Origin of the sequence: Enterococcus pseudoavium NBRC 100491, assembly GCF_001544295.1 — a bacterium.
In the GTDB taxonomy this organism is placed as follows: Bacteria; Bacillota; Bacilli; order Lactobacillales; family Enterococcaceae; genus Enterococcus_A; species Enterococcus_A pseudoavium.
This window is the reverse complement of sequence record NZ_BCQF01000020.1, coordinates 1-20,664: the sequence shown is the minus strand read 5'-3', so window position 1 is coordinate 20,664 and position 20,664 is coordinate 1. Positions and strand designations below refer to the sequence as shown.

Here is a 20,664-nt window from a genome sequence, read left to right as displayed (position 1 = left end):
AAATGATAAGTAATTAGGAGGAATATTATGAGAAAAAACAAATTAATTCCCTTTGTTGTTTTTCTAATGGCAAGTCTCTTCACACTAGGGTTTGCTACTAAGACAAATGCCGCGGAGAAAACATATAAAATCGGAACGGACTTAACTTTTGCTCCTTTCGAGTTTCAGGATTCAGATGGCGAATATATTGGGATCGACGTAGATCTGCTCAATCAGATCGCCAAAGATCAAAACTTTAAAGTAGATTTGCGACCATTAGGCTTCGACAGTTCAATTCAAGGGGTGCAGTCCGATCAATTGGATGGCATGATCGCTGGTATGAGCATCACTGACGAACGCAAGAAAACCTTTGATTTTTCTGAGCCTTATTTTGACAGCGGGATTCAAATGGCAGTCAAAAATGATAACAAGGACATCAAAGATTACGAGGATCTCAAAGGTAAAACTGTTTCTGCAAAAATCGGAACAGAAAGTGCAACCTTCTTAGAAAAAAATAAAGAAAAATATGGCTACGAAATTAAGCTATACGAAGCAGCCGATGCACTGTATAATGCTTTGACTAACGGAAATTCTGTGGCGATTTTTGATGACTATCCAGTCATAGGCTATGCGGTAACCAACGGTCAACCCTTCAAATTAGTTGGTGATCCTGAAGCTGGTAGCTCATACGGCTTTGCAGTAAAAAAAGGTGAAAACAAAGAATTACTGAAAAAATTCAATCAAGGACTAAAAGATTTAAAGAAAGATGGTTCTTACGATAAAATTGTCAACAAATACATTTCAACTGGTTCAAACACAGCGGCTCCTTCAGAAGAAATGAAAAAAATCGAACCTAAAAAGGACGTCTACGTAATTGCTAGCGATTCCGCTTTTGCCCCTTTTGAGTACAAAGACAGTGATGGTGAATACAAAGGAATCGATGTTGATTTATTAAATCGAGCAGCCGAATTGCAAGGTTTTAAATTGGAAACGAAATTTATTGGTTTCTCTTCTGCGATGCAAGCCTTAGAATCGGGACAGGCTGACGGGATGATTGCCGGCATGACGATTACAGACGAGCGCAAAGCTAATTATGATTTTTCAGATCCCTATTTCCAAAGCGGAATTCAGTTAGCCGTTGCCAAAGATGATCAGGATATCAAGTCTTATAAAGATTTGAAAGATAAAACAGTGGGCGCCAAAGTAGGAACGGAAAGCGCTGATTTCTTAGAAGCCCACAAAAATGAGTACGGTTATACCATCAAAAACTTTGATGCTGCTGATCAATTGTACGACGCACTAAAAGTTGGTTCAATCGATGCAATGATGGATGATTATCCAGTTATCGGTTACGCAGTGAAACAAGGTCAAGACTTAAAGACACCGATTAAACGAGAAGTTGGCGGCGAATATGGTTTTGCTGTCAAAAAAGGCCAAAACCCTGAACTACGTGAAATGTTTACTGAAGGATTGAAAGAGTTAAAACGAACAGGCGAATACGATCAGATTCTCGATAAATATATTGGGGACGGGCAAGAAGATAAAAAAGATGCCGTTGACGAGTCCACTATTACTGGTTTATTGAAAAACAACTATAAATCATTATTAGACGGATTATGGAAAACGATCGTGTTAGCGTTAGTCTCATTCGCATTAGCCTTAGTATTAGGGGTTATTTTCGGCCTCTTCCGGGTCTCACCAGTCCGCGGATTACGTACCCTGGCTGGGATCTACATCGATATTATTCGCGGGATTCCGATGATGGTTCTAGCTTTCTTCATCTTCTTTGGATTACCAGGGATTACCGGGATTAAGATTCCCGATTTTGCCGCCGGAATCATAACATTGACTTTGAATGCGAGTGCCTACATTGCTGAGATTGTTCGTGGTGGGATCAATGCCGTGCCCGTTGGTCAAATGGAAGCTTCCCGCAGTTTGGGACTCTCCTATAACCGAACGATGCAAAAAATCATTCTACCGCAAGCTATCAAGATCATGATTCCTTCTTTCATTAACCAATTCGTTATCAGTTTGAAAGATACAACGATCATTTCTGCGATCGGCGTGGTTGAGTTATTGCAAACCGGGAAGATCATCGTGGCTCGGACAACCCAAAGTTCTTACGTGTACTTAATCATTGCGATTATGTATTTAGTCTTGATTACGATCTTAACCAAATTAGCAAACCGTTTAGATAAGAAGGTGAAATAGATGGAAAACAAAATTGATAAAAAAATCGTCGTAAATCACTTAGTAAAAAAATTCGATGACAATACTGTCTTAAACGATTTAAATATTAGTATCAGTGAAGGCGAAGTTGTCTGCATCATCGGGCCATCCGGTTCAGGGAAAAGTACTTTCCTCCGTTGTATGAATCGACTTGAAGAACCGACCTCGGGAGAGATTATTATTGATGGCCAAGATTTGACGGATAAGCACACCGATATTAACTTGATTCGTCAACATATCGGCATGGTATTCCAACACTTTAATTTGTTCCCGCACCTGACTGTGATGGAAAATATTACTTTAGCACCCCTTGATCTGAAAGGTGAATCAAAAGAATCTGCTGAAAAACGAGCTGTTGAATTATTGAATCAAGTTGGACTTGCTGAAAAGAAAAATGACTATCCAGACAGCCTGTCAGGTGGACAAAAACAGCGGGTTGCTATCGCTCGAGCGTTGGCAATGAACCCGGATGTCATGCTGTTCGATGAACCCACTTCAGCGCTCGATCCCGAAATGGTCGGCGATGTACTGAAAGTTATGAAAGACTTGGCGTTGCAAGGCATGACGATGGTGATCGTTACTCACGAAATGGGCTTCGCTAAAGAAGTTGCCGATCGTGTGATCTTCACCGATGGTGGAAAAATTCTAGAAGATGGTACACCAGAACAAGTCTTCAATAATCCCCACAACCCACGAACACAAGATTTCTTAAATAAAGTTCTAAATGTCTAACACAAAACCCGTGAAATCTCTTTAGATTTCACGGGTTTTTCTGAAACTTAATAAGCTTTGATAAACCTCTACTGGCGTAGCTGGCGATTGACTACGAATAATCCCATCAGCCGCTGAAAATGCCAGTTCAGTTACTTTTTCTAATTCTTCCATTGTCGGAAAAAGATTTAACGATTCGTAGATACAAGGCAACCCTAGCTTTTCAAACAATTCACGATACCGCAAAAATTCCGCTTCGCGCCCTTCTATCTGCAACTGTTGCAAGGTCGTCAAAGCGATAATCTGACCGTGACTAGCTTTAAGCTTATTGCCCCACAAGCTAACCATCCCATTGTGCAACGCGTGGGCAATACTCAAACCACCTGACTCAAAACCAATCCCACTCAACAAAATATTAGCTTCAACAACTGCTTCAAAAGCCGACGTAATTTTCTGTTGTTGATTTGCCTCAACTGCCATCTCTGCAAATTCAATTAAGACATCACGACATTTTTCAGCAATCGCTTGCGCCGCCAAAGTCGGTCTAGCACCTAACGTATTCACCCCGGCATTTGTTTGGACGGTTCGCGCCTCCACAAAAGTTGATAAGCCATCGGCAATTCCGGCAATCAAAAATTGGACTGGACTCTGAATTAAAATTCCGGTATCAACTAAGACCAGATCAGGATTTTGCGAATAATAACTATATTTTTCAAAATGACCATTCTGATACTCCACAGATATTCGCGATGTTGGCGCATCTGTTGACGCCGCGGTTGGCACAACAATACAACGACTTTTTGTTTCAAAAGCCCAAGCTTTTCCTAAATCAATCCCGCGACCACCACCAAGTGCCACTACATAATCAAAGTCTCTTTCCTTCCGCTCTTCTTCTATCAGCCAAACAGTAATTTCTCCGCCTAGTTTTGTTAATTCATTCACTAATCGTTCGCCAATCATTTGATAAACAAAACGATCGGTTACTACGACTCCTTTTTGACCAAAAGCTAAAATATCAGTCAAATGATTCCACAACACATTTTCTCCTTGACGATAGGTCATCGGACTTGCAAAAACTTTTTCCATCAGCTCACCTTTTTTATCCATCATACCAAGTCAAAGAAGTAGTTGCAAGAAGACAAAAAAGGTCCGCAGCAATTAACGCTGCGGACCTTTTAACAGACAATTATTTTTCAATTTCAGTGACGATACCTGAACCAACAGTCCGTCCACCTTCACGAATAGAGAACGTTGTCCCTTGTTCAACCGCGATTGGGTGAATCAACTCAACTTCGATAGTTACATTATCACCAGGCATTACCATTTCGGTGCCTTCTGGCAACATAATATTCCCAGTAACGTCAGTTGTACGGAAGTAGAATTGAGGACGATAGTTATTGAAGAATGGCGTATGACGGCCACCTTCTTCTTTCGTCAATACATAAACTTCTGCACTGAATTTCGTATGTGGAGTGATTGAACCTGGTTTAGCTAATACTTGTCCACGTTCGATTTCATCACGAGTAATCCCACGTAATAGAACCCCAACGTTATCGCCAGCTTCACCGTAATCCAATGTCTTACGGAACATTTCTAGTCCAGTTACGACAGCTTTTTGCACTTCAGGTTTGATCCCGATGATTTCAACTTCATCACCGACTTTAACTTCCCCACGATCGATACGACCAGATGCAACCGTACCACGTCCTGTGATTGAGAAGACATCTTCGACTGGTAACAAGAATGGTTTGTCAGTATCACGTTCAGGCGTTGGGATGTATTCATCAACCGTATCCATCAAGTCAAGGATTACTTGTTCTTGTTCAGGATCGCCTTCTAAAGCTTTCAAAGCAGAACCTTTAAGTACTGGAATATCATCGCCTGGGAAACCATATTCAGAAAGCAATTCCCGAACTTCCATTTCAACTAAATCGATCAATTCTTCATCATCAACTAAATCAACTTTGTTCAAGAAGACGATTAAGTGTTTAACCCCTACTTGACGTGATAACAAGATATGTTCACGTGTTTGTGGCATTGGGCCATCAGTAGCAGATACTACTAAAATTGCACCATCCATTTGTGCAGCACCAGTAATCATGTTCTTTACATAGTCCGCGTGTCCTGGTGCATCAATATGAGCATAATGACGTTTTTCAGTTTCATATTCAACGTGGGCAGTATTGATTGTAATTCCGCGTTCACGTTCTTCTGGTGCAGCATCGATACTAGCATAGTCTTGAGGGTTTGCTAGACCTTTTTTACCTAATACCGTAGTGATTGCTGCCGTTAATGTTGTTTTACCGTGATCGACGTGACCAATGGTACCAATATTAACGTGTGGTTTACTTCTATCATAATGTTCTTTTGCCATAATAAACAAACCTCCTAAAAAGTATAAAAATTCTTACGGATATAGTGTAAAACATTTTTAACAAAATGAAAAAGATTTACACTTTTACTTTTTGTAAGTAACCGTCTGAGGTCATAATACATCAGAATTGGTCAAACTCCAAATAATTTGTCCTATTTTCATGAAAGATGAAAAAAGACTATTTTTTCACGATAAAAGAACGTTCGAAATTTAATTAGACTTAAAATTAGCGTATAATGTGAACTAAATAATTTACCGTAAACAAATGACTCCGAATGATCATTCGGACTATGATGAATTTTTCAACTAGAAAATTATGGAGGTATTTATGAAAGATTTGCAGAAAGAATTAAAAAATTTACCCATCGAAATAAATAAAGCATTAAATATCGGCTTTGTCTTTGTAAAAGAAAATGATCACTACTGGCATTTCCCAGCCAGACAGTGGGAGGAAAAACAGATTCAAGCATACTTTTTAGAACGCTTTGGTGAAGCTGGTGACTTTGTTTCTTACCCTGAACTAAAAATCAAACAGTTAATCATCCAAACCTTGCCGCAACTTTTGATCGTCGTCCCTTACGACTTTAAAAAGGAGGATCGTTGATATGACGGTATTAGAATTAAAGGCGGTCAGTTATCAAGCCGAGCAACGCTTGATTTTAGATAAAATTACGCTAAGTGTAGAGTCAGGGGATTTTTTAACAATTTCAGGGCCATCTGGTAGTGGAAAAAGCACCTTGCTGCGCTTAATTGCTTCATTATTAACACCAACCAGTGGTACGATTTTTTTTGACGGTAAAGATCAAAATTCCTACGATTATACGACTTATCGCCAACAAGTTTCTTATTGTTTTCAACAGCCCACGCTTTTTGGCGAAACCGTAAAAGACAATTTAATTTTTCCTTACTTGATTCGCGAGCAAGTTCCAGATCAAGCATACATGATCCAGCAACTTCAATTAGTTGATCTACCCGCTGATTATCTGACTAAAAAGATTACTGAGTTATCCGGTGGTGAACGCCAACGAGTTGCTTTAGTTCGGAATATTCTGTTTCTACCACAAGTTTTACTATTAGATGAAGTAACCGCAGGACTTGATGAACGAACAAAAGCTATTATTCAACGTTTACTGAAACAAATTCAACAAAGGGGTTGTACCATTTTACAAGTAACCCATGATGAATCAGAACTTAAGTCTGCAGAAAATTTACTACTTATCCAAGGGGGAAGACTCATTCAATGAATCAATTAGCCGTAAACAATCTATCTCTTGTCGCCGCATTTGCATTAGTTCTAATTGCGGTCGCAATCAGCTACAAGGAAAAATTACAGCTCTCTAAAGATATTTGGTACAGCGTGATCCGAGCAATCATTCAATTAGTGATTGTCGGTTACTTACTGAAATACATTTTTCAAGTCAATAATACTTTATTGACACTAGCGATGAGTCTCTTTATTGTCTTTAACGCTGCTTGGAATGCCCATAAAAGAAACCCTGCCCAGCAAAAGAGCTATCTTCATTCATTAGCGGCGATCTTTATCAGCACTTATGTAACATTGGGTGTCTTGATTTTGTCTGGAGCAATTAAATTTATTCCCTCACAAATTGTTCCGATTACAGGAATGATTGCTAGTAATTCTATGGTTGCTTTAGGCTTATGTTATCGAGCGCTCAATACACAATTTCATGATCTGCGCCAGCAAACACTTGAGAAGCTAGCTTTAGGCGCTTCGATTAAGCTGGCTTCCAAACCGATCTTACAGCAAAGTATCAAGACCGCGATGCAACCAACCATAGATTCTGCTAAAACGGTTGGTTTAGTCAGCTTACCAGGGATGATGTCCGGCTTGATCTTCGCTGGATTAGATCCAGTCTACGCAATTAAGTATCAAATCATGGTCACTTTTATGTTACTATCAGCGACAAGTCTCGGTTCAATCATCGGCGGCTATACTGCCTATAAAAATTATTTCAATTCAGATCATCAATTAACGCTCTAATTCTTATAAGAAGCCAAAATAGCCCCAAAGTTCCATTTAGCTGAACTTTGGGGCTATTTTTAAACTAACAGATTATATAATGTTTTGTTTTGACTTAGCTCAATGTAGGTCGAATCAAATTCATTTAATCTTTGCAGTAATGCTGGTAACGTTTCTGGCTGCTTTAGCAAGATGCCAATGACGACTGGTCCAGTCCCGCGATTTCCTTTTTTAGTGTACTCGAAACGCGTAATGTCGTCGCCTTCCCCCAAAACTTCCGAAACAAACTCTTTCAGTGCCCCTGGACGTTGCGGGAAATTTACTACAAAATAATGTTTTAGACCTTCATAGATCAAAGAACGTTCCTCAATCTCAGCCATTCGATTAATATCATTGTTACCGCCGCTGATGACGCAAATTACCGTTTTCCCTTTAATTTGGTCCTTCATTAAATCTAACGCGGCCACGCTCAGTGCTCCAGCTGGTTCAACCACGATCGCTTGTTTGCCATATAAATCTAGAATCGTGGAACAGATCAAACCTTCATCGACAGACATCAATTCATCTACATACTCTTTGCTATGCGAGTAGGTGATCTCTCCCACACATTGAACTGCCGCACCGTCAACAAACTTATCGATCTCAAACAATTTGGTTGGCTGTCCTGCCTCAAACGCTGCTTGCATCGAAGCCGCACCCTTAGGTTCGACACCAATTATTTTAGTAGTTGGTGAAGTATTTTTTACATAGGAAGAAACTCCACTGATTAACCCGCCACCGCCAATTGCAGTGACTACAAAATCTGGTTTATAGCCTTCACTTTCTGCATCGGTCATCATTTCTAAAGCTAATGTTCCTTGGCCTGCAATGATATTTTTGTCGTTAAAAGGATCAATAAAGGTCATACCGTTTTCTTCACAGTATTTTCTCGCGGCCGCAGCAGAAGCGTCAAAGGTATCACCGACTAAATGAATATCCGCAAACTCACCACCGAAAAATTTTACTTGAGAAACTTTTTGTTGTGGTGTAGTAGTTGGCATAAAGATCGCTGCCTTTGCTTTCAATTCATGACAAGTATAGGCAACTCCCTGTGCATGATTTCCGGCACTCGCACAAACTACACCTTTTCTCAATTCTGTCTCTGGCAATTTCTTAATCGCATAATAAGCTCCCCGCAATTTAAATGAACGAACTTTTTGTAAGTCCTCGCGTTTTAATAAGACAGTTGCCTGATATTTTTCAGACAAATAACGATCATATTGCAATGGCGTATGATTGACAGCATTTTTCAATAGCTGATAGGCACTGCGAACCTCAGTATCTTTGATCAATTCCATCGCTGCACCTCCACTAGTCTTTGCGATTTACAAATGGCATCATTTTGCGTAATTCGCCACCGACTTCTTCAATTTGATGACCGGCACTTTCAGCACGCATCTTCTTGAACTCAGGGAAACCATTCTTATTGTCTTCAATGAACCCTTTAGCAAATTTTCCGTTTTGGATATCCGTTAAAACATCTTTCATCCCAGCTTTTGCTTGATCAGTAATCACACGCGGGCCAGAAACATAATCTCCGTATTCAGCCGTATTAGAGATTGAATGACGCATTTTGGCAAAACCACCTTCATAAATCAAATCAACAATCAATTTCATTTCATGACAAACTTCAAAGTAAGCTAATTCAGGTTGGTAACCGGCTTCTACTAATGTTTCAAAACCTGCTTCAATCATACTAGTCAAGCCACCGCAAAGGACAGCTTGTTCACCGAATAAATCCGTTTCCGTTTCTTCTTTAAAGGTGGTCTCCAAGACACCTACTCGTGTAGCACCGATCCCTTTCGCATAAGACAATGCCAACTCTTGAGCAGTTCCTGTTGCATCTTGATAAACCGCAAATAAAGCGGGGACTGCAAACCCTTCTGTAAAGGTCCGACGAACTAAATGACCGGGACCTTTAGGAGCTACTAAAAAGACATCCACATTTTTGGGTGGGTTGATCACATCAAAATGAATATTGAAGCCATGAGCAAAGACTAACGCATCGCCATCAGTTAAATTTTCAACAATTTCATTTGCATATAGATCCCCTTGGATTTCATCTGGAGCCAAAATCATGACTACTTGCGCTTTTTTGGTTGCCTCAGCTACTGGCAATACTTCAAAGCCATCTTCACGGGCAGCTTCAGCGGATTTTCCTTCACGAACGCCGATCACGACTTGATGACCCGTGTCACGTAGATTTTGTGCATGGGCGTGTCCTTGTGAACCATAGCCCACGACAGCAATTGTTTTTCCTTCTAAAGCATCCTTCGCTACTGCATCATCATAATAAACTTTAACCATAATTTCTCCTCCAATTTATAAACTATATTAATAGCAAAATTAATTACTAATTTCGCGTTTAACCTCTACTAAATCCGGTCACCCCGGTTCGAGCTAATTGCTTGATCCCATACGGTCGTAAGACATCTATACAGGCATTGACTTTTTCGGTGGAGCCAGCAACTTGCACAACAATTGTTTTCAATCCAACATCCACCACATCAGCCCGGAAAGGTTCAATCATTGCTTGAATTTCCGAACGGGTCGTTGCTGGTGCGTTGACTTTGATTAACGCCAACTCTCTTTCCAAATGTGGCTCATCTGTCACATCAGAAACTTTTACGACATCGATTTGTTTATTTAACTGCTTAGTTACCTGCTCCACTTCAGCCAAGGAGTCTGCTTGAATAATAATTGTCATACGTGACTCACCGGCTTTTTCTGTGCGACCAACTGAAACACTGTCCATGTTTACTTGGCGCCGATTCAAGACACTCGTAATACGGCTCAGCACCCCCGCTTGATCGCGAACCATCGCTGTAATCATTCGCCTCATCTAATCAACTCCCAACATTTGGTCATTCGGCATTCCAGCCGGAATCATCGGCAGTACATGTTCACGATTGCAGATCATCACTTCGATTAAAATTGGTCCGGGCTCAGCAAAAGCTTCTTGCAATTGCGCTTCAAGGCTTTCTGGATCGGTAATTTTCTTACCTGCAATCCCGTAGGCTTCGGCCATTTTCATAAAATTCGGCTGCTCTTCAAAAACAGACTGCGAACGACGTTCATTAAAGAAGGTTTCCTGCCATTGGCGTACCATGCCCAATGATTGATTATTTAGTAAGATAAACTTGATATCCAAGTTGTATTGATTCAAGATGGCTAACTCTTGATTGGTCATTTGAAAGCCTCCATCGCCAACGAAAACAACAACCGGCTCTTTGGGTTTCGCCAATTTAACTCCCACGCCCGCCGGAATTCCAAAGCCCATTGTGCCGAGACCACCGCTCGTAATCAGCTGTTTAGGAAAAGTAAATGGATAAAACTGGGCTGTCCACATTTGGTGCTGGCCAACATCGGTTACAACACGTGCTTTTCCTTCTGTGATTTGTCCAATTAGCTCAATGACCGCCTGAGGCTTGATCACATTCGCTGTTTTTTGATATTGGAAAGGATGCGCCGTCTGACGTTTTTTGCAAAGCAGGCGCCATTCTTCACATTCAGGCGGTTCAATTTCAATCGAAAGCATTTGATTCAAAGCAACTTTGGCATCGCCAACAATCGGAATATCCACTGGGATTATCTTACCAATTTCGACTGGATCGACATCGATATGAACAACTTTTGCATCGGGGGCAAAGTCTGCTGGTGAACACGCCAAGCGATCATCAAACCGGCTGCCGATATTAATCAAACAATCCGTTTCCATCATTGCAATATTCGCTGCATACGTCCCGTGCATTCCACCCATACCAAGAAAATTAGGGTCGTCATGTGGCAACAGCCCCAAACCTAATAACGTACAAACAGTTGGAATTTGATATTTTTCGACAAATTTCCGTAGTTCTTTTTCTCCTCCCGCTGCGACAATCCCACCACCTGCCAAAATTAGTGGTTTTTCCGCTTCTTGCAGTAAGTTCATCAGACGTTCAACTTGTAGAATGGACGGGGTAACGGTTGGCTGATAACTTTCTAAATGCACCGGATCATCGATTTTCGGATTAGCGGTTAAAACCGTCATATCTTTTGGCAAATCAATTAAAACTGGACCCATTCGTCCGGTAGTTGCTATATGAAAAGCTTCATTAATAATCCGAGGAAGCTCTTTGATATCACGAACCTGATAATTATTTTTAGTAATAGGAACCGTGATTCCCAACATATCCGCCTCTTGAAAGGCATCTTTACCAATCCCTGGTGTGGTTACTTGACCTGTAATAACAACTAACGGAACGGAATCAATCATTGCATCAGCAATTCCAGTTACGACATTTGTTGCGCCTGGTCCACTTGTAACCAAAACTACTCCTGGTTTACCAGTTGCTTTGGCATAACCTTCCGCTGCGTGGACCGCGCCTTGCTCATGTCTTGTAAGTATATTAGGGATCGCACCATCATAAAGTGCATCATATAATGGTAAAACGGAACCGCCGGGATAGCCGAAAATCATTTCGACGCCTTGTTTCTCTAAACATTTGATTAATAGTTCTGCTCCATTTTGCAACTTTTCTGCTTCCACTTTTTGCTTCATTTCTTCCACCCCCGTTCACCTACTCTTCTGGTAATTTCATGACCCCACCGGTGTGTGCTGAGGTCACCATTGCTGAGTAACGAGCTAACCAGCCTTTTTTTACTTTCGGCTGAAATTTCATTAGGTTTTCTCGTCGCTTCATTAATTCATCTGCCGACACATTGACGTTTAATGTACGATTCGTCAAATCAATCGTAATCTCGTCACCATCCTCAACTAAGGCAATCGGTCCGCCAGCCGCCGCTTCCGGTGAGATATGACCAACTGCGATTCCTCGAGTGGCTCCTGAAAACCGGCCATCGGTTATCAAAGCTACATCTTTACCTAATCCTCGTCCTACGATACTCGAAGTTGGTGCCAGCATTTCTGGCATTCCCGGTCCGCCTTTAGGTCCTTCATAACGAATTACCACTACATGACCTTTAGTTACGGTATGATTATCAATCGCTTCGACTGCTTCATCGTGTGAAGCAAAACAGATGGCATTTCCTTTAAAGACTTTAATACTAGGATCAACTCCACCGACTTTGATGACACTACCTTCAGGTGCAATATTTCCATAGAGGATCGACAAGCCTCCAACTGGACTGTAAGGTGCCGTTTTCGGATGGATTACTTCTTCGTTCATAATTGTAGCTGTCGCAACATTTTCTCGTAGTGTCTTTCCTGTCACCGTGATTCGATCTGAATGGATCGCGCCATCAATCGAGACTAGCTCATTAATGATTGCGGGTACTCCCCCAGCTTCGTGTACATCATGCATTGAATAGCTCGAAGACGGAGCAATTTTAGAAAGATACGGAACTCGTTTGGCGATCTCATTAATTTCCGATTGATCGTAGTCAATCTCAGCTTCATTGGCAATCGCAAGTGTATGCAAGACCGTATTGGTTGATCCCCCCATCGCCATGTCTAAAGCAAAAGCATCATCAATCGCTTCTTTGGTCACGATATCTCGCGGTTTGATTTGTTTTTTCACTAATTCCATCAAATGTTTTGCCGATGCTCTTACCAATTCCCGCCGTTCCTCTGAAACAGCTAAAACTGTACCATTTCCCGGTAGAGCCAAACCTAAAATTTCTAGCAGACAGTTCATCGAATTCGCTGTGAACATACCGGCACAGGATCCACAAGTTGGACAGGCATTTTGTTCCATAAATAAAAAGTCTTCGTTAGTCATTTTCCCTTCTTTAAAAGCCCCCACTGCTTCAAACATCGAGGACAATGTCGTTTGATGTCCCCGTGGATCGATCCCGGCTTTCATCGGACCGCCTGAACAAAAGATTGAAGGAACATTTGTCCGAACAGCGGCCATAATCATTCCTGGTGTAATCTTGTCACAGTTAGGAATATAAAATACCCCATCGAACCAATGAGCATTGATGACCGTTTCTGCTGCATCGGCGATCAATTCCCGACTGGGCAAAGAATAGCGCATCCCAATGTGCCCCATTGCGATTCCATCATCGACCCCGATGGTGTTGAACTCAAAAGGAATTCCACCTGCTTCTCGGATAGCTTCCTTCGCCACATCTGCTAATTCACGTAAATGGACATGTCCCGGTACAATATCAATATACGAATTACAAATCGCAATAAAAGGTTTGTCCATATCTTGGATATTTTTTACTTGACCCGTCGCATATAACAAACTTCTAGCCGGTGCTGCATCGATTCCTTTTTTTATCTGATCACTTCTCATATGTCCATCTCCCTACCTTCGAAAAAAGAGCATCCCATTCATGAATGGGATGCTCTTGCAAGAATCCCATTTCTAACGCAAATAGGACTCAAACTAACGGTTGTAACTTCTTCCGCGTTCTAAGTCCTGGACTCAATAATTAATAAGACGATGCCATTAAAATTATTGTATTTACTCTTGCGCATAAAAATCGGCTCCTTTTTCTAATGCTATCTTAATCATTTTTTTATACTATACAGTTCACAAGATTAAAAGTCAATGAATTTTTAGAATATTCTCTAATTATATTTTTCTATTTATTTTCTGCTATTTAAGATTTTAAATAAATATTGTTGCCCGCTGTCAATTAACTTTATTTTTAAAAATCACTCGAACCTTTCCGGCCAATATGATTTCATTATAAAAAAAAGCTCGACAAGTTTGTCGAACTTAACTAGCAAATTGACTGTTATAAAGCTTTGCGTAAAAATCGCCTTTTTCCATTAAACTACGATGACTTCCTTGTTCAATAATTGCACCATCTTTCATCACTAAAATTAGATCAGCGTTTTTAATTGTTGAAAGACGATGGGCGATGACGAAGCTTGTGCGTTGGGTAGTGAGACGATCCATTGCTTTTTGAATCACTTCTTCAGTTCGAGTATCCACACTGGAAGTAGCTTCGTCTAGAATCAACAATTGCGGATTTGCTAAGATCACCCGGGCAATTGTCAGCAATTGTTGCTGGCCTTGTGAAATTTGACTGTCATCTGAAGAAATGATCGTGTCATAACCATTTGGCAAGGTGCGAATAAAATGATGACATTGGGCATCTTTTGCAGCTTGAATAATTTCCTTTCTTGTCGCATCCGGTCTACCATAAGCGATATTAGCGGCTACACTTCCTTCGAACAACCACGTATCTTGCAATACCATACCGAACTTTTGACGAATTGCAGACCGCGAGAAATGACTGATATTCTTACCGTCCACTTCAATTTGGCGACCGTTTAATTCGTAAAAGCGTATCAATAAATTGATCATTGTTGTTTTACCCGCGCCAGTCGGACCAACAATCGCGACCGTCTGTTTGGGTTTTACTTTAAAATTAACATCTTCCATCAATAAATTCTCAGGTGTATACCCAAAAGCAACATGCTTAAAAGAAACTTCCCCTCGAAGTTTCTCAGGAACTGAGACATTCAAGTGATCTTCTACTTCTTCTGCTTGATCTAAAATTTCAAAGATCCGTTCTAATGCAGCAAACGCACTTTGTAAACTATTGATTACATAAGAAACCTGCGTAATCGGTTCAGAGACTTGGTTGACATATTGTAAATAGGCCTGAACCAACCCGATTGACAATTGCCCATTGATAACCATGATCCCGCCGACAACCGCACTGGTCACAAAGCCCAACTGGTTAATTAAGCGGATTAGGGGATTGATTGTAAAGCTGACAAATTGGGCTTTTTTAAAAGCTTGAAATTGAGCTTCATTCAATTTGTCTAGCTCTTCAGCAGTCTCTTTTTGACGATTGTAAGCTTTGATCACCAGATTGCCCGAATAGTTTTCTTCAGCTTTGGTTCCTACAGCCCCTAAAGCTGCTTGATTTTCGGAAAAATACTCCTGATTTTTATGAGCCAAGTAATTGGTTAAAAAGAGACTGAGTAATAGGATCCCCACAATCCCTAACGTTAGTATTGGACTCAAATAAATCATCAAACCTAATCCCATAACAATCGATAAAACAGCTGAAATCATCTGCATTAATCCGACTTGCAAAACTTCTGATACTTTGTCTAAATCCAAGGTAGTTCTTGTTAAGATATCCCCTGTTTGATAGTCATCAAAGAACTTCATTGGCAAACGATTTAACTTCTCGGTCAAGCTTTTCCTTAGACGCAAAGTTAACGTTTCAGCGATACTTGCCATCGTATACTCCTGCAACAATGAAAATAGGGAGACTCCGCCCCAAACTAGGAGGAGAAAGATCACTGGACGCAGCAATGCCGTAAAAAGATGTGCTGAAGTTACTTGGTTTGTCCGAATCAAAGTAATTATTGCATCTAATCCCCAGCCTAGAATCAAAGGAGCGATCGTCATCAAAGTAGCAAAACACACGGCTGAAGCAATAATAATGAAGAAACGTCTTTTTTGCTCCAGCAGCAGTTTAAACAAACGTATACCGGTCTTTTTGAATTCCTTTGGTTTTTCTGTCATTACTTCTTTTTCATCAACTTGCTTGATGCTCATGCTTTTCCCCCTCCATTCCTTGTGACTTAGCGAACTCTTGGTAAACACGGCAAGTTCTGAGTAACTGTTCGTGAGTCCCCTTCCCCACGATCTTACCTTCTTCCAACACAATGATCTGATCTGCATCCTTAATCGTTGAAAGCCGTTGAGCAACGATCACGATTGCCGCATCCGTCAAATAATGTTTTAGTGCTTTTCGTAATTTCGCATCTGTTTGATAATCTAAAGCTGAAAAACTATCGTCAAAAAAATACAGCTTAGCAGGTTTGATCAAGGCCCGCGCAATACTTAAACGCTGTTTTTGCCCCCCAGAAAAGTTATTGCCCTTTTGTGCGACAAAAGCATCATACTGATCAGGTAAATTCGAAATAAATGCTTCAGCTTGCGCCACCTTTGCTGCTTGTTCTATTTCCTCTTCTGTTGCTTGAGGATTGCCGAAGAGAAAATTATCTCTGATTGTTCCACTAAATAAAAAAGCTTTCTGAGGAACATAACTGATTTGTTCTCGTAACACCTCTTGAGTAACATTTTGAATCGGCTCGCCTAAGAAACGAATCTCTCCTTCTGTCGTATCCCGCAGACGTAAAAGAGCTTTGGCAATCGTACTTTTTCCTGATCCAGTACCACCAACAATCGCTGTTACTCCTCTAGGTATTTCAAAATGAAGATCGGATAAAACCGCCTCCTCTGCACCACTATAAGCAAAATCAATATGATCAAATACTACAATTGGTTCCTTTTCATTCAACTCAAAAGACAATTTGGCACCATCTTCAATTTCTTCTTCTTTCTCTAAGACTTCACCAATTCGTTCCAATGATGCCATGGCTTTTGGGATCATTACAATAACCATCGCAGCCATCGTTAAAAACCAAAGACTTAAGATCGTGTATTCGCTAATAGCCGTTAAACTACCGATTGCTACATTTCCTTGAAGCACTAGCGCGCCACCAAAGACTAATACTACGGTCAGGCCTAGTCCCATGACTAAATTCACCGTCGGATTCAATACAGCAAATAATTTATTCACTCGAATCATCACATCGGCGTAACTGCTGAAGGTGTTATCCGTCCGTTTTTTTTCAAAGCTCGTTTTATTGAATGCCCGAATAACTCGAACACCACTGTAAAATTCTCTTAAAAGCTGCATCATTTTATCCATTCGTTGTTGCATTACATCAGCTAATGGCATGGCCTTCTTGATCACAAGTAGTGCTACAAGTGAAAACAACAGAATGGTGACTAGCGGAATCCAAATAAGACGCCATGAAATCGCACCGGTTAAAATAATTGAAGCTAAACAAATTAAAGGCGCAGGAAGAATCATTTGAAAGACCATCATTAAAATTTGTTGGATATTAGTAATATCACTAGTCGTCCGAGCAAGTAACGTCGGCGTTCCAAAATCATCCATATCAGCTATAGATAATTTTTGCGTTTTATCAACTAAGCGTTTTCGCAAAAAATAGCCAAATCGACCGGCTAAAATGGCCGAATAATAACTGGCAATAATTGAAATGACACCTGTTAGAACTGCAACTCCTAGCATAAAAGCACCATTTCGCCAAATGGCTCCTTGATCCTGAGTTAAAATACCTTCATCAATAATTTTAGCAACATAGTAGGGAATCATTAACGTTCCAACTGCCTGTACGATCATTAAGATGAAGATCAATACGAACATTCTTTGATAGTCCTTGAAAAACATTTTGAATAATTTCATCTTTTCCCCCTCCTTTTCCTATGTTAGGATAAAGTGTAACGTAACGTTACGGTCAAGCGGGAAATGGTGATTTTAATGAAAAAATTTTTGACAATTAGTGAGATGGCAAAATATGCCGGTATCAGCCGCCGCACCTTGATCTATTATGACCAAATCGATTTATTTAAACCGGCCAAAATCGGTGAAAACGGCTACCGTTATTACGGAATCGATCAATATTTTGAATTAGACGTGATTCTGATACTAAAAAATCTCGATGTTCCCTTAGATGAAATTCAAACATTCTTGCATAACCGTAACGTGGATTATGTATTGGAAGGATTCATGCGTCAAAGACAAAAAGTCGATGAGCAAATAAATAAATTGAAGGGCATTCGTAGTTCCTTGGATGGTTATATTGAACGCTATACTACTTTAAAGCATTTCAATTTAGAGTCTATTACGTATTCCTATCGTGAAGCTGAATCTTTTGTAATTTCAGATATAATTGAAAATTACGATGACATTGATTCCGTTCAAATTTACGGACGCTTCTATTCATCTGTCGAAAGTATTGATCTATTCAGCGGCTATCCTATCGGCTTTTTAGTCGACGGTTCTGCTTTTTATGAAGCAAATTTCCATGCGGCCCCCTATCGTTCTCTAGTTAAAATACCTGAAGAAAGATTAGCCATTTATAACCAACAACGTGTGATCAAGCGTCCAGCTGGTTACTATGTCTCAGGATTTATCAAAGATGAGATCCATCATATCAATACTTTCAACAATCGTTTTAGAAAATATCTGAAGGAAAATGACCTAGAATTAAATGGGGATATTTGGGAATTACTATGGCAGGATGAAACAACTTCTCAAAATCCTGAAGATCAGATATTTGAAGTGCTGATTCCAGTAAAAAATAAAAATTGAATAATTCCAAAATTGATCCAATTACTCAATTTTATACAGATATACAAAAAAGCCGCAGACAAATAGCTGTCCGCGGCTCCAGTAACTCAATAAACTAAGCTTGATTCAAATAATCGACTACGATACTTCCCATAACCTCGGCACAGATCAAAAGTGTTTTTTCATTGATGTCAAATTTAGGGTGGTGATGTGGATAGACGGCTTTGTCTTCCACTTCAGCTCCAACATAAATGAAAGTACTTGGCACCTTTTCTGCGAAATAAGAAAAATCTTCGGAGGGTGGAATCGGTGCGGTTATCTCAACCGATTCTACACGATCCAATTTTGTATTTTTCAAAATTTCAGCTACTTGTCGAGTGAATGCCGGATCATTGTACAAGACCGGATAATCTGTCGTATAATCCAATTCACACGTAACACTGAAGGCCGCTTCCACACCTTTGCAGACTTTCTTTATTTCTCCGTCAATGACTTCCCGCGCCTTAGCACTCATAGAACGAATGTCACCTTCTAATACTACCTGATCCTTAATAATATTAAACTGCCCTTTTGCATCAAAGGAACCAATCGTAACCACACCCATATCAAAAGGATTGATTCGACGGCTGATCACCGTTTGAAGCATGGTCACAAAATAACTTCCCGCAACAATTGCATCATTGGCTTCATGAGGAGAAGAACCGTGACCGCCCTTGCCTTTGATCGTCAGCTTGAAGAAAGAACGTGCTGTTTGGACTTCACCTTCACGATAAAATACTTTGCCGAAAGGGAAGGTGCTCATTACATGAATTCCGGCAACATTATCTACCCCTTCTAGACAGCCTGCCTTGATCATTCCGATAGCTCCTCCGGGAGGTGTTTCTTCAGCCGGCTGATGGAAAACTTTGATTTTCCCATGAAGCTGCTCTTTCATCTCCGCTAACGTTTCCGCTAAAACTAGCATATAAGCAGTATGGGCATCGTGACCGCAAGAATGCATGACACCTTCATTTTTGGAAGCAAACGGCAAATCAGTTGCTTCCTCGATGGGTAAAGCATCAAAATCAGCACGAATGGCCAATGTTTTTCCCGGTTTTCCTGAATCAATCGTTACAATGACTCCATTTTCTCCATTGATATGACTTTCCACCGTCACATCTAAGTCTTTATTCTTATAAAAATCAACAATGTATTTTGCCGTTTCTGTCTCATGAAAAGACAATTCAGGGTGTTCGTGCAAATAGCGACGAATCTCAATCATTCTCTCCTCTTTTTTACGAAGTTCCGCAAAAAGCTGTTCCTTCAAATTCAAATTAAATTCCTCCTTTATTTGGTAAAACTTTTTTTTGATTCCATATTGCAAACTAATTTTCTAATCAATCGTCTCGGAAAGTTCCATATTACCATTAAAATATTTCCGGGAAGTGACATAAGAACCCACCCAACCAAACAAGGTTAATCCCGTAAAGACGATCATAAATAACCAAGCTGTCTGATACGAGCCCGAGGCATCTAAAATGCTCGCTACAAAAACAGAACCTAATGCTGTACCGATTGTTCCCACACTACTAACTAAACCATATGCCTCAGGATAATTCTTTTGTCCAAAAACGCCGGCAGTAATCAGTGGTGGAGAAACAGTTCCGATTGGCGTTCCAAGACCAAATGCAAAAGCCATCAAATACATAATCGCCAAACGATCCCCGAACAGCATCAAAATAAACGCCAGCAGAAATGAGCCACAACCGAAAATACTGCTGGCAACGATACCAAATCGATCATTTACCCATCCTAAAATCAACTTCCCGAAGATTCCGACAAATGAGTAGATGGAAATGATATTAGCAGAAGTTGCTGGATCATGCATCTCTTGGATAGCTGCCGGGAAGTTGGATAGTGCACCGGTGTTGATTAGACCATTTAAGAACATCCCCATCATTGCTAATAAGAAAAAAAGTTTACTGTAGGATTCTTTGACTGTGATTGAAGAATTTTTACTTTCCTCAATCGCGCCTTCTGATTGATTCACAGGCGCAATGTCAGTACCAAAAGCAACCAGTCCCTTTTCTTCAGGGGAGCTTTTAAAAACAAATAATACGATTGGTAATGCACATATTAACGCGATTCCCGCCATTAACTGATACGTTGTTCGCCAACCATAATTATTCAAAAACATAGTTATGACTTAAGAAAAGATCGTTCCACCTAGACCGATCCCTGCCATCGCAATACTCATAGCTAGCCCACGTTTTTCCTTAAACCT

The 20,664-nt window shown here is 40.4% G+C and carries 17 protein-coding genes; 6 read left to right on the top strand and 11 right to left on the bottom strand.

The window, feature by feature from the left end:
* Nucleotides 1–27: 27 nt before the first annotated feature.
* Together EP1_RS09780 and EP1_RS09775 are read left to right on the top strand one after the other, a co-directional pair.
* Nucleotides 28–2,190 carry an amino acid ABC transporter substrate-binding protein/permease gene (locus tag EP1_RS09780; RefSeq protein ID WP_067626917.1) on the top strand — a complete coding sequence of 721 codons (2,163 nt, stop codon included), beginning with the start codon at nt 28–30 and terminating at the stop codon, nt 2,188–2,190.
* Nucleotides 2,191–2,202: 12 nt separating this feature from the next.
* Nucleotides 2,203–2,940 carry an amino acid ABC transporter ATP-binding protein gene (locus tag EP1_RS09775; RefSeq protein WP_067626979.1) on the top strand — a complete coding sequence of 246 codons (738 nt, stop codon included), beginning with the start codon at nt 2,203–2,205 and terminating at the stop codon, nt 2,938–2,940.
* Between the two features lie 21 nt (nt 2,941–2,961).
* On the opposite strand, the gene EP1_RS09770 is transcribed toward EP1_RS09775, so the two are convergent.
* Together EP1_RS09770 and tuf are read right to left on the bottom strand one after the other, a co-directional pair.
* A complete protein-coding gene (locus EP1_RS09770; RefSeq protein ID WP_067626915.1) occupies nt 2,962–4,005 on the bottom strand; it encodes a glycerol dehydrogenase in 1,044 nt (347 codons plus the stop codon).
* A 100-nt stretch (nt 4,006–4,105) separates the two neighbouring features.
* Nucleotides 4,106–5,293: an elongation factor Tu gene (gene tuf, locus EP1_RS09765; RefSeq protein ID WP_067626913.1), complete on the bottom strand. Its 1,188-nt coding sequence runs from the start codon at nt 5,291–5,293 to the stop codon at nt 4,106–4,108.
* A gap of 328 nt (nt 5,294–5,621) precedes the next feature.
* On the opposite strand from tuf, the gene EP1_RS09760 reads away from it, so the two are divergent.
* The 3 genes from EP1_RS09760 to EP1_RS09750 are packed head-to-tail and all read left to right on the top strand — an operon-like array spanning nt 5,622 to nt 7,295.
* Nucleotides 5,622–5,897 carry a hypothetical protein gene (locus EP1_RS09760; RefSeq protein ID WP_067626910.1) on the top strand — a complete coding sequence of 92 codons (276 nt, stop codon included), beginning with the start codon at nt 5,622–5,624 and terminating at the stop codon, nt 5,895–5,897.
* A gap of 1 nt (nt 5,898) precedes the next feature.
* Nucleotides 5,899–6,537 (top strand): ABC transporter ATP-binding protein, encoded by a 639-nt coding sequence (locus EP1_RS09755; RefSeq protein WP_067626907.1) that lies wholly within the window; start codon nt 5,899–5,901, stop codon nt 6,535–6,537.
* Nucleotides 6,534–7,295, top strand: coding sequence for an ABC transporter permease (locus EP1_RS09750; protein ID WP_067626905.1), 762 nt, complete (start codon nt 6,534–6,536; stop codon nt 7,293–7,295). The genes EP1_RS09755 and EP1_RS09750 overlap by 4 nt, the downstream gene beginning before the upstream one ends.
* Nucleotides 7,296–7,354: 59 nt before the next feature.
* Here EP1_RS09750 and ilvA read toward each other — a convergent pair whose 3' ends face one another.
* The 7 genes from ilvA to EP1_RS09715 all read right to left on the bottom strand — a co-directional run bounded on the left by ilvA (nt 7,355) and on the right by EP1_RS09715 (nt 17,513).
* Nucleotides 7,355–8,611 (bottom strand): threonine ammonia-lyase IlvA, encoded by a 1,257-nt coding sequence (ilvA, locus tag EP1_RS09745; protein ID WP_067626903.1) that lies wholly within the window; start codon nt 8,609–8,611, stop codon nt 7,355–7,357.
* A gap of 13 nt (nt 8,612–8,624) precedes the next feature.
* Nucleotides 8,625–9,620, bottom strand: a complete 996-nt coding sequence (ilvC, locus tag EP1_RS09740; protein ID WP_067626901.1) for a ketol-acid reductoisomerase — start codon at nt 9,618–9,620, stop codon at nt 8,625–8,627.
* 58 nt (nt 9,621–9,678) lie between these two features.
* Nucleotides 9,679–10,155, bottom strand: a complete 477-nt coding sequence (gene ilvN / locus EP1_RS09735) for an acetolactate synthase small subunit (RefSeq protein ID WP_067626899.1) — start codon at nt 10,153–10,155, stop codon at nt 9,679–9,681.
* Entirely contained in the window at nt 10,156–11,853 is a 1,698-nt protein-coding gene (gene ilvB / locus EP1_RS09730; RefSeq protein ID WP_067626976.1) for a biosynthetic-type acetolactate synthase large subunit, read from the bottom strand.
* A 19-nt stretch (nt 11,854–11,872) separates the two neighbouring features.
* Nucleotides 11,873–13,555, bottom strand: coding sequence for a dihydroxy-acid dehydratase (gene ilvD, locus EP1_RS09725; RefSeq protein WP_067626898.1), 1,683 nt, complete (start codon nt 13,553–13,555; stop codon nt 11,873–11,875).
* A 429-nt stretch (nt 13,556–13,984) separates the two neighbouring features.
* Nucleotides 13,985–15,790 (bottom strand): ABC transporter ATP-binding protein, encoded by a 1,806-nt coding sequence (locus tag EP1_RS09720; protein ID WP_067626897.1) that lies wholly within the window; start codon nt 15,788–15,790, stop codon nt 13,985–13,987.
* A complete protein-coding gene (locus EP1_RS09715; RefSeq protein WP_067626896.1) occupies nt 15,771–17,513 on the bottom strand; it encodes an ABC transporter ATP-binding protein in 1,743 nt (580 codons plus the stop codon). Before EP1_RS09715 ends, EP1_RS09720 begins: the two co-directional genes overlap by 20 nt.
* Before the next feature lie 75 nt (nt 17,514–17,588).
* On the opposite strand from EP1_RS09715, the gene EP1_RS09710 reads away from it, so the two are divergent.
* A complete protein-coding gene (locus tag EP1_RS09710) occupies nt 17,589–18,422 on the top strand; it encodes a MerR family DNA-binding transcriptional regulator (protein ID WP_067626974.1) in 834 nt (277 codons plus the stop codon).
* A 94-nt stretch (nt 18,423–18,516) separates the two neighbouring features.
* Here the strand turns inward: EP1_RS09710 and EP1_RS09705 are convergent, their stop codons facing one another.
* Both EP1_RS09705 and EP1_RS09700 read right to left on the bottom strand, forming a co-directional pair.
* Nucleotides 18,517–19,662 carry an amidohydrolase gene (locus EP1_RS09705; protein WP_217994565.1) on the bottom strand — a complete coding sequence of 382 codons (1,146 nt, stop codon included), beginning with the start codon at nt 19,660–19,662 and terminating at the stop codon, nt 18,517–18,519.
* A gap of 111 nt (nt 19,663–19,773) precedes the next feature.
* Nucleotides 19,774–20,577, bottom strand: a complete 804-nt coding sequence (locus EP1_RS09700; RefSeq protein WP_067626894.1) for an MFS transporter — start codon at nt 20,575–20,577, stop codon at nt 19,774–19,776.
* Nucleotides 20,578–20,664 lie beyond the last annotated feature (87 nt).